This is a genomic window from Arthrobacter sp. Y3221159 (assembly GCF_059089885.1).
In genome coordinates this window covers 484,367-494,343 of record NZ_JBNHFC010000001.1, presented here as the reverse complement: position 1 = coordinate 494,343, position 9,977 = coordinate 484,367, and the positions used below count along the sequence as shown (strand labels likewise).

6 protein-coding genes and 2 tRNA genes are annotated in these 9,977 nt (G+C 65.0%); 3 read left to right on the top strand and 5 right to left on the bottom strand.

Annotated features, from left to right (window positions below; all coding sequences use genetic code 11):
* Window positions 1-287: 287 nt before the first annotated feature.
* Complete coding sequence (locus AC5RT3_RS02315; RefSeq protein WP_494050854.1) at window positions 288-1,076, top strand: PspA/IM30 family protein; 789 nt, start codon at window positions 288-290, stop codon at window positions 1,074-1,076.
* Window positions 1,077-1,172: 96 nt separating this feature from the next.
* Complete coding sequence (locus AC5RT3_RS02310; protein WP_494123385.1) at window positions 1,173-2,600, top strand: cryptochrome/photolyase family protein; 1,428 nt, start codon at window positions 1,173-1,175, stop codon at window positions 2,598-2,600.
* A gap of 6 nt (window positions 2,601-2,606) precedes the next feature.
* On the opposite strand, the gene AC5RT3_RS02305 is transcribed toward AC5RT3_RS02310, so the two are convergent.
* The 5 genes from AC5RT3_RS02305 to AC5RT3_RS02285 all read right to left on the bottom strand — a co-directional run bounded on the left by AC5RT3_RS02305 (window position 2,607) and on the right by AC5RT3_RS02285 (window position 8,239).
* A complete protein-coding gene (locus AC5RT3_RS02305; protein ID WP_494123384.1) occupies window positions 2,607-3,542 on the bottom strand; it encodes a cytochrome b/b6 domain-containing protein in 936 nt (311 codons plus the stop codon).
* 136 nt (window positions 3,543-3,678) lie between these two features.
* Window positions 3,679-3,755 (bottom strand) — tRNA-Met (locus AC5RT3_RS02300).
* A gap of 119 nt (window positions 3,756-3,874) precedes the next feature.
* Window positions 3,875-3,948 (bottom strand) — tRNA-Met (locus AC5RT3_RS02295).
* A gap of 119 nt (window positions 3,949-4,067) precedes the next feature.
* Window positions 4,068-7,043, bottom strand: coding sequence for a UPF0182 family membrane protein (locus tag AC5RT3_RS02290; RefSeq protein WP_494123395.1), 2,976 nt, complete (start codon window positions 7,041-7,043; stop codon window positions 4,068-4,070).
* A 167-nt stretch (window positions 7,044-7,210) separates the two neighbouring features.
* Window positions 7,211-8,239, bottom strand: coding sequence for a YlbL family protein (locus AC5RT3_RS02285; RefSeq protein ID WP_494123394.1), 1,029 nt, complete (start codon window positions 8,237-8,239; stop codon window positions 7,211-7,213).
* 291 nt (window positions 8,240-8,530) lie between these two features.
* Between AC5RT3_RS02285 and AC5RT3_RS02280 the strand changes: the two genes are divergently transcribed.
* Window positions 8,531-9,970, top strand: a complete 1,440-nt coding sequence (locus AC5RT3_RS02280) for a zinc-dependent metalloprotease (RefSeq protein WP_494123383.1) — start codon at window positions 8,531-8,533, stop codon at window positions 9,968-9,970.
* Window positions 9,971-9,977 lie beyond the last annotated feature (7 nt).

Below are 9,977 nucleotides of genomic sequence, written 5' to 3'. Positions count from 1 at the left end.
CCGCACCTGGCTGCGGACCTGCTCACCGGCTACGAACACGCCTTTCCGGAGCTGCGGAAGTTGTGGGGCGGGGGCGGCGGCTGACACACAACGGCGGCGGCTGGGGCGGCGGCGACTTCGGCGGCGGTGACATGGGCGGCTGGGGCGGCGACTCCGGCGGCGGAGGCGACTTCTAGTACCGGCACGGACCTTGGCGCCTTCCGGAGACTCCGGCCGGCGCCCGGAAGCAGTACACCACTGTCTACGGATTTCAGTGGCCATCACAGAGCAGGACGAAAGGTAACACCATGGTTAAGCAGTCCATTTTCGGCCGTATCGCGCAGCTGGCAAAGGCGAACATCAACTCTTTGCTGGACAACGCTGAGGATCCGCAGAAGATGCTGGACCAGATGGTCCGGGACTACACCAACAACATTGCCGAGGCCGAATCCGCCGTCGCACAGACCATCGGCAACCTCCGGATGCTCGAAGATGACTACAACGAGGACATCAAGAACGCCCGCGACTGGGGCAACAAGGCCCTGGCTGCATCGCGCAAGGCCGATGAGTTCCGGGCCAGCGGCGACGTTGTTGACGCCGAGAAGTTCGACAACCTGGCCAAGGTTGCCCTGCAGCGCCAGATGGCGGCCGAGAACGAGGCCAAGGGTGCGGAGCCGGCTATCATGTCCCAGCGCGAGGTGGTGGACAAGCTCAAGACCGGCCTGGAGCAGATGAAGGGCAAGCTCAACCAGCTCACCAGCAAGCGCAACGAACTGGTGGCCCGGTCCAAGACTGCCGCTGCCCAGTCGCAGGTCCATGACGCCATCAAGAGCATCGACATCATGGACCCCACCAGCGAAGTGGGCCGGTTTGAGGAAAAGATCCGCCGTGAGGAAGCCAAGGTCCGCGGCCAGCAGGAACTCGCTGCCTCCAGCCTGGACGCCCAGTTCAACCAGCTCGAGGACCTCGGGGAACAGGTGGAAATCGAGGCCCGCCTGGCCGCGCTGAAGTCCGGCGGCGCGAAGCCTGCAATTGCCTCAGGCAATTCCACGTCCTCCGAGTCAACCGTGGAAGAAGCGGACTTCGACAAGCTTTGACAGGCACGAATAGAACGCTGTTCCCCTAGCGCGGAACAAGGGCCAGGACCCGACATCCCTGGCCCTTATCCGTGCCCCGGTGTGTAGCGTGGTGGCATGGCCTCCTCCAACGAGACATCCCTGGTCTGGCTGCGCGACGATCTGAGGCTGGACGACAACCCGGCCCTGGCAGAAGCCGCCGGCCTGGGCAAGCCGATGACAGTGGTGTACATCCTGGACGAGGAGTCCGAGGGCGTACGTCCCCTGGGTGGCGCCACCCGCTGGTGGCTGCACCATTCCCTCGCCGCTCTTGCCACGGACCTTGAGGCCAAAGGCTCGCGCCTGGTACTGCGCCGCGGTCAGTCAGAATCCATCATCCGGAATCTTGCCCTGCAAACGAATGCCAGCCATATCTTCTGGAACCGCAGGTATGGCCAGCCTGAGCGCACCATCGACGCGGGGCTCAAAGATTGGGCAGGCGAAAACGGCATCCAGGCCTCAAGCTTCCAGGCCAACCTCCTGTTCGAGCCCTGGACCATCCGCACCGGGGCCGGCGGGCCGTACAAGGTCTACTCCCCGTTCTGGCGGGCCTGTATGGCGTCCGCCGACATCCGGGACCCGCTGGACGCTCCTTCATCACTGCCGGGACCTGCGGCCTCCGGTCCGGGCGTGCCCGCAAGCGATGCTCTCGGCAGCTGGAAGCTGCTGCCCACCTCCCCCGACTGGAGCACGGGGCTGGCTGAAAGCTGGGAGCCGGGTGAGAAGGGGGCGGCCGACCGCCTGGCGGACTTCCTGGACGGACCAATCGAGGATTATGGCAGCGGCCGGAACATTCCCGGCACGGAGGGAACCAGCCGGCTCTCGCCGCACCTGCGCTTTGGTGAGGTCAGCCCGTTCCGCGTGTGGCGCGAAATCCACCGCCGCCATTCCGGAAGGATTCCTGCCGACGTCGGGACCTTCCGTGCAGAACTCGGCTGGCGCGAGTTCAACTGGCACCTGCTGTACCACAACCCCGACCTTGCCACCCGGAACTTCCGGCCCGCATTCGATAACTTCCAGTGGGGCCAGGTGAGCCGCAAGGAACTTGCCGCCTGGCAGCAGGGGAACACCGGATATCCGCTCGTGGACGCCGGGATGCGGCAGCTCTGGAAGACCGGATGGATGCACAACCGTGTACGGATGGCGGCTGCATCCTTCCTGGTGAAGAACCTCCTCATCGACTGGCGCATCGGGGAGGAATGGTTCTGGGACACCCTGGTGGACGCCGACGCCGCCAACAACCCCGCAAACTGGCAGTGGGTGGCCGGGTCAGGCGCGGATGCCTCCCCCTATTATCGGATCTTCAACCCGGTGACGCAGAGCAAGAAGTTCGACGCCGACGGCCGCTACTTGCGCACCTTCATCCCCGAGCTCCAGGGCCTGAAGGGTAAGGAAATCCACGAGCCGTGGACGGCGGAGGCGGACAGCTACCCTAGGCCGCTGGTGGATCTGGCGGAGTCCCGGGAACGGGCCCTGGATGCCTACCGGGCGCTCAAGGACGAATAGCCTTGGTCAGCGGCTGCTGACTTTGCCCATCAGCGAAGCAATTGGCCGCAGGAAAAGCGGGCGTGCCAGGAACCAGGCTGCGACCATGACGGCCACCGAGGCGACGAACACCCAGAAACCGAACCAGCCGTCGTCGTCCCTTGCGCCGTACATGTGGTTCAGGTTCCGCAGTGCGCCGGTGGCCAGCACCAGGAAGACGTGGACCACGATGAAGGCGACGAAGTAGATCATCACCGGGAAGTGGACCGCGCGTGCCCATTCGATGGGGTAGGCCTTGTTGAGCCTTGCCGCCTTCTTGGGCCAGGCGGAGGACATCCGCAGGCCGGTAATGAAGGCCAGCGGCGCCGCGATGAACACGGTGATGAAGTAGGTCAGGAGCTGGAGGGCGTTGTAGTTGACCCAGCCGTTTTCCGTGGGCCAGTCCAGTGACGCATACTGCAGTGCCGCCGAGAGGGCGCTCGGGAACACGTCCCAGCTGGTGGGGACGATCCGCATCCACTGTCCGGTGGCGAACAGCAGCACCGCAAACACCACCCCGTTGAGGATCCACAGGGCGTCCAGCGTCAGGTGGAACCACAGCTCAAGGCTGATCTTGGTGGGGGCGTTCCGGGTCTTGATCAGGCCCTTGTTGTTGCGGGTCCAGTACCCGCTGGGACGGGTGGTGGTGCGCACCTGCCAGCCGGTGCGGATGATCAGCAGCAGGAAGAAAGCGTTGAGGAAATGCTGCCACGCCAGCCAGGCGGGAAAGCCCACCGGGGCGTTCTCCGGAAGTTCCGACTGGCCCGGATAGTCCGCCACGAAGGAGGCGACGGCAGGAAGCCCCATCAGCCCCTTGGCGGCCAGGACCACCAGGACAAGCGCGGCGAGGACAGCCGGCACGCCCCAGTAGAGGCGGGACCGCTTGCCCGCGGCGGTGCCGGGCTTCTTCGTGGGTGTGGACATCGAGCAACATTCCTCTCGAGAATGACTGGCCAACTGCTCACTGCTGTGAGGCTCTGCGAAAGAGAATACTAGGAACTACCCGTGATGAAGGAAAAAGAAGACCCCGGCCGGCTGTCCTGCCGGTCGGGGTCTTTCGTGGTTGCGGGGACAGGATTTGAACCTGTGACCTCTGGGTTATGAGCCCAGCGAGCTACCGAACTGCTCCACCCCGCGTCGCTGAAACAACACTACCCTATTTTCGCACCGGCATTTACCAGCCGGTTTGGCACCTGCCGGACGGGTTAAAGCAAGAAGGCCCGGACACTGTTTCCAGTGTCCGGGCCTTCCGCCAGTTGCGGGGACAGGATTTGAACCTGTGACCTCTGGGTTATGAGCCCAGCGAGCTACCGAACTGCTCCACCCCGCGTCGCAAGAACTACTTTACCGGGAGGTGAACAGGCGGCCAAATCGAGACGGCGTGATCTCCGTTACGCCGGCCCGGCACCTCGCCCGCGAGGGGCCGGGAGGCCGGGCCGCCGTCGTCGTCTAGTTGCTGGGTGAAGGCGACGGCGACGCCTCGGGCGTTGCCGTCGACGCCGGGGCGGGGGTGGCCTCGGGCGCCGCTACCGGGATCTTGGCCTCGGCATCCACGGCCTTCTGGAGCGCCGCCGCAATCCGCTTTTGGGCTTCGCCGTAGGCCGCGAAGTCACCCGCCGCCAGTGCGGCCTGGCCGGCCTGGATAGCGGCGTTTGCCTCATCCAGCGCCGCCTTCAGCTCGGCCTTCGCGTCCACTCCCCCGGGCGCCGCAGGCGTTGCCGGATCGGCAGGCGCCTGGCCATTGTTGTCCGAGTCCCCGGCAGCAGCACCGGAATCACCGCCGAAGAGCTGCTTCAGCGCCTCATCCAGTGTGGGTGCGAAGCCAACCTTGTCACCGAACGCCACCAGCACGCGCTGCAGCGTGGGGTAGGACGTCTCGCCCGTGGACTTGAGGTAGACCGGCTGCACGTACAGGATGCCGCCGCCGACAGGCAGGGTCAGCAGGTTGCCGTTCAGCACGTCCGAGGCGCCCTGACGCAGCAGGTTCAGGGCCTGCGACACGGTGGGGTCGGAGTTGAACTTGTTCTGCGCCTGGCCGGGACCGGGGACCTGCGTCTCCGGCGGAATCTGCAGCAGCCTCAGCTTGCCGTAGCCTTCCGCCTTGACCCCTGCCTCATTGCCCGCGTCAGAATCTGCCGCCAGGAAGCCATACAGGACGTTGCGGGCGTTGCCGTTGACGATCTGTGGAATGAACGAGGAGGTGAGCTGGAACGCGGGCTCGTCCTGGTCCGGCATCTGCAGGGACATGTAGAACGGCGGCTGCTTCACTCCTGTAGTGGAATCCACTGTGGGGTCGTTCGGAACGCTCCAGGCGTCCTTCGTCTGGTAGAAGGTGGACGGGTTGGTCACGTGGTATTCACCCAGCAGCTGACGCTGGACCTTGAAGAGGTCCTCCGGGTACCGGACGTGGGACATGACATCGCCCGACATCTCGGAGTAGGGCTTGAGCGATGTGGGAAACACCTTCTGCCAGGCTTTCAGCAGCGGGTCCTGGTCGTCCCAGGCGTATAGCGTGACGGAGCCGTCGTACGCATCCACCGTGGCCTTCACGGAGTTCCGGATGTAGTTGACCGTACTGTTCGGCAGGGCCACTGTACGGCCGGACGTGGTTAGCGAGTCTGCAGTCGCATCCGAGAGCTGCTCCTGCTGGGAATACGGGTAGTACTGGCTGGTGGTATACCCGTCCACGATCCACTTCACGCGGCCGTCCACCACCGCGGGGTAGGCATTGCCGTCAACCGTCAGGTACGGCGCAACCTTTTTGACCCGGTCCCGCGGATTGCGGTCATAAAGGATCTGCGACTCTGGGTTCACACCGTCCGACAGCAGCAGGTCGGAAGACTGGAACTTGATGGAATACAGCACCCTGTTGAAGAACGTGCCGACATTGGGTCCGCCGTTGCCTTTGAAGGTGTACTGGGTCTCCCCCTCACCGGAGGGCCTGTCCTGCTCCCGCGGCGGGGCTCCTTCCGGGGCGCCCACGATCGAGTAGTCGGGCGAGTACTCCCCAAAGTAGATCCGCGGCTCGTAGGAAGAATCGTCACCCAGGACACCGGTAGAGGGAATGCCCGACTGCAGGAACTCCGGCTTTCCGTCCACCGTGAACTTGTTGCCCTTGGCCGCAACCACACCGTAGCCGTGGGTGTAGACCACGTGCTGGTTGAGCCAGCCCTGCTGGTTGGTGGCAACGTTGGCAGGGTTCAGTTCCCGTACAGCAATAACCGTGTCCTGGATTTGACCGTCAACTTCGTAACGGTCAACGTTCAGGGTTTCGGGGAAGCGATAGTACGGACGGTACTGCTCCAGCTGTGCGAAGGCGTCGGAAATCAGGTTCGGATCAAGGAGCCTGATGTTTGCAGTGGTCTGGGCATCGGGGGCGAGGGCTCCCGTGCTTGCCGTGTTCGTGGCGTCGTAGCGGCTTTCTTGAATGGCATCAAGGCCGTACGCCCTGCGCGTGTTGTCGATGTTGCGCTGGATGAATTCCTTTTCCAGCGTTTCCTCGGAAGGCCGCACCTGGAACTGCTGAATGACCCAGGGGTAGACGCCCCCCGCCAGGATGGAGGTGATGACCAGCATCGCCGTTCCGATGACGGGCAGGCGCCAGCGTCCGATGACGGCGGCAACGACGAAGAGGATGGCCACCAGCACCGCAGCGACGGCCAGGATGGCCTTGGTCGGAATGACGGCGTTGACGTCGGTGTACAGTGCACCGGCCCACCGCCCGTTATTGCTCTGCACCGCCGAGTAACGGTCCAACCAGAAGTTCACGCCCAGCAGCACCAGGAACGCGGCGCCGGTGACGGCGATGTGGATCTGGGCGGCCCGGCTGGTGAACACTCCGCGTTCCATGAGGCGGATGCTGCCGTAAAGGTAGTGCGTCAGGATGCCAGCGATGCCGGCAATGACCACGACACTGATCAGGAAGCCGGTGACGAACCCAAGGAAGGGCAGGACCATCAGGTAGAAACTGATGTCCAGGTTGAATTGCGGATCGGACTGGCCGAAGCCCTCCTGATTGAAGAACAGCAGCACCTTCTGCCACTGGCTCGCGGCGGCGCTGCCGGCGAAGAGGCCGAAGAGGACGGGCAGGCCCACCATGACCACCCGGCGGACAGGTTCCAGCTGGGCCTGATAGCGGTTGAGGTTGTCCCGGATATCGGAGTCCGGAGCGTAGACCGGCCTGGCGTGGTAGGCGATGCGGATGGCGAAGAACACTGCCGCGAACATGATGGCGAAGCCGGCCGCGAAGATGGCGATCCGGACGAGGTTCTCGGTGACGAAGACTTCAAGGAAGCCCAGCTGCCGGTACCAGAGGACGTCGGTCCAGACGTTCGCGAAGAAGATGAAGCCCACAACCACGAGGGCAACAACGATCAGGGTGGGCGTCAGTGCGCCGCGCCGGGAAGGGGGTCTGCCTGTGGACATGGTGCTGGCGGGACGGGACAAACTGGGTACCTCATAGCTGGTCGTCAGATATTTGGAGCGTGCGAGCTGGCGGTGGACTCCGCCAGCCAACGGCTGGTTTTGTCCGCCATATATTTGCCACGAGTGGCGGTAAAGCTTAGTTCCTCTTGAGTCTAGTTGCGCCCAGTCTAGTTGTTTGTGCAGGTGGGTAGGCCGGATGTGTCCTGGCCGCTGGCGGCACGTTCGACGGCGGCCCTCGCCTCCGCGAGGGTCTCCACCCGCACCACCTGCAGCCCGTCCGGGATGTGTCCGGCTACATTCGGGCAGTTGGCGGCAGGTGCAAGGAACAGGGTGGCTCCCCCGGCCCGGGCGCCGTGCATCTTCTGTGCGATGCCGCCGATCGGTCCAACGGCGCCGTCCGGGGAGATGGTGCCGGTCCCGGCGATGTGCTTGCCGCCGGTCAGGTCCCCGGGGGTCACTGTGTCGATGATGCCCAGCGAGAACATCAGCCCTGCCGAGGGCCCGCCCACCTTCTCCAAGGAAATCTCGACGTCGAACGGAAAGTCGAACAGATATTTCAGCATGACGCCGAGGATGAACCTGCCCTCAGCGTTGCTCTTGGGTGTGATGGTTTCGGTGACCTGCTGCCCGTCACGTTCCACGACGACGGTGGCGGGGGCGCCGTTGCCGGCCGCCAGTTCCTCCTGGACGACCGACAGCGCGCTGATGTCCTTGCCGTTGATGGTCTTCAGGATGTCCCCGGGCTGGATCTTCCCGGCCGAGGCGGAGCCCTCGGAAAGGCCGGCTGCCTGGAGCTGCTGGCCATACGGGATGTCCAGCTCATTGAGTGCCGAAGCTACCGCGTTTTCCTGCGACGTGGCCATGGCCACGGCGCTTTGCTCCTCGGCTTCCTGCCTGGTGGTGCCGGTCGGGTAGATCAGCTCCGCCGGCTGGACCGCGTGGGTGGGGTCCAGCCACGCGGAAAACGCACGGAGGACGCTGACCGGGCCGTTGGGGCCGCCGGCAACATACACGGTGGTCAGGTCAAGGTTGCCTGCCGCGGGATACGATTCACGGCCGGTGACCTTGATGACCGGCGTGCCCTGGCTCTGCCCAAGGGTGTTGTACGCGGGCCCGGGCGTCTCGATGACGTAGGGCACCGGAAGCGTGGCGACGCCGATGCCGAGGCCAAGCGCGGCCATCCCCGCCAGCATCATGGAGGACACCCTTGGATCCCTGGGTGCCGCGCCCGCCTCGAAAGGTCCAGGGCCGCCGTCATACGCCACACCGTCGTCCTTCTTCCACGGGAAGGCGGCCTGCGGAAGCTCTGGGGCGTGGTCCTCGGAGGGGTGGCTGCCACGGGTTGTCGTCACCCACCCAAGACTACGCGGTGGCGGCCGCGTACAGTCTTTGCCTACAGCGAACGGTACCGGAGCGCGGCAGACAGCCGGGGGCAGCCGCGGTACCGTGAAGGTTGATCAACAGTCACACCGACGATCGGCGGGATCATGACCTCCAATCCACTCAATCCGTCCAACGGCGACGACACCCCCAAGGACCCGTTGACCGAAATGCTGCAGAACCTCATGGGCGGCAAGGGGATGGAGAACTTCGACCCCGCCGAACTGGCCAAGGCTGCCGGGCTTCCCAATGACCCCAACCTGCTCGCCCAGATGTTCTCCCAGGTCCAGGCGATGATGAGTGCCCCGTCGGAAGGACCAGTGAACTGGACGCTGGCGCACGACAACGCCCGCCGGGTGGCGGCAAGCAGCTCTGACCCGTCTGTGACGTCCCAGCAGTCCCGCGACGTTGACGAGGCCCTGCGCCTGGCGGAGCTGTGGCTGGATCCCGTCACGGACCTGCCCGCCACCGGCCTGATCGGCCGCGCATGGTCCCGGGCGGAGTGGGTCGAGGCGACGCTTGGCACTTGGAAGAGGCTGACGGAGCCGGTGGCCAACAGCATCGCCAACGCGCTTTCCACCGCAATGACCGAACAGATGCCCGAGGAAATGAAGTCCATGATGGGCGGTGCCTCGTCCATGCTGCAGAACATGGGCGGCGCCATCTTCGGCATGCAGCTGGGCCAGGCAATCGGCGCGCTCTCCGCGGACGTGGTCAGCTCCACCGATATCGGCGTGCCCCTGGCGGACCTTGAGATGGCGCTCCTGCCCGCGAATGTTGCCGCCTTCGGTGAGGGCCTTTCCCTGCCCGAGAATGACATCCGGCTCTTCCTGGCAGTGCGAGAGGCCGCCCATGCCCGCCTCTTCGTCCAGGTTCCGTGGCTGCGGGGACACCTGCTGGGCGCCATCGAGGCGTACGCCCGGGGCATCCACATTGACACGTCCCGCATCGAGGAACTGGCCCGGGACCTGGATCCAAGCAACCCGGAAGGCATCCAGGAGGCCCTGTCCCAGGGCGTCTTCATGCCCCAGCGCACCCCGGCCCAGGAGCAGGCCCTCGAGAAGCTGGAAACGGCCCTCGCCCTCGTGGAGGGGTGGGTGGACGAACTGACCGCCGCGGCGACCGAGAAGATGCTGCCATCGGCGTCGGCACTGCGGGAAACCGTCCGCCGCCGCCGCGCCACCGGCGGTCCGGCGGAACACGCCTTCGCCTCGCTGGTGGGACTGGAACTGCGCCCCCGGCGGCTGCGTGACGCCGCCACCCTGTGGGCCACCTTGAAGGAAGAGCGCGGCATCGAAGGGCGCGACGCCATCTGGCACCACCCGGACCTGCTCCCCACCGCCGAGGACCTGGACGATCCCAAGGGCTTCAGCAGCCGGCGCAAGCTTGCCGAAGCCACCGACAGTGAAGTGGACGATGCCCTGCAGAAACTGCTCAATGGTGGTTTCGACACCCCGGCGGCGGACGCCGGCAAGGGAGAAGCAGCCGGCGAGGAAGAAGAAGAAGAAAAGGACGACGACGGAGGCGACACCCAGCCGAAAGGCTGAGTTCTCC

Excerpts from the sequence above, each read along its gene's own strand:
- AC5RT3_RS02315 (WP_494050854.1), top strand. The coding sequence starts at position 288 with ATGGTTAAGCAGTCCATTTTCGGCCGTATCGCGCAGCTGGCAAAGGCG.
- AC5RT3_RS02310 (WP_494123385.1), top strand. The coding sequence starts at position 1,173 with ATGGCCTCCTCCAACGAGACATCCCTGGTCTGGCTGCGCGACGATCTG.
- AC5RT3_RS02305 (WP_494123384.1), bottom strand. The coding sequence starts at position 3,542 with ATGTCCACACCCACGAAGAAGCCCGGCACCGCCGCGGGCAAGCGGTCC.
- AC5RT3_RS02290 (WP_494123395.1), bottom strand. The coding sequence starts at position 7,043 with ATGTCCACAGGCAGACCCCCTTCCCGGCGCGGCGCACTGACGCCCACC.
- AC5RT3_RS02285 (WP_494123394.1), bottom strand. The coding sequence starts at position 8,239 with ATGATGCTGGCGGGGATGGCCGCGCTTGGCCTCGGCATCGGCGTCGCC.
- AC5RT3_RS02280 (WP_494123383.1), top strand. The coding sequence starts at position 8,531 with ATGACCTCCAATCCACTCAATCCGTCCAACGGCGACGACACCCCCAAG.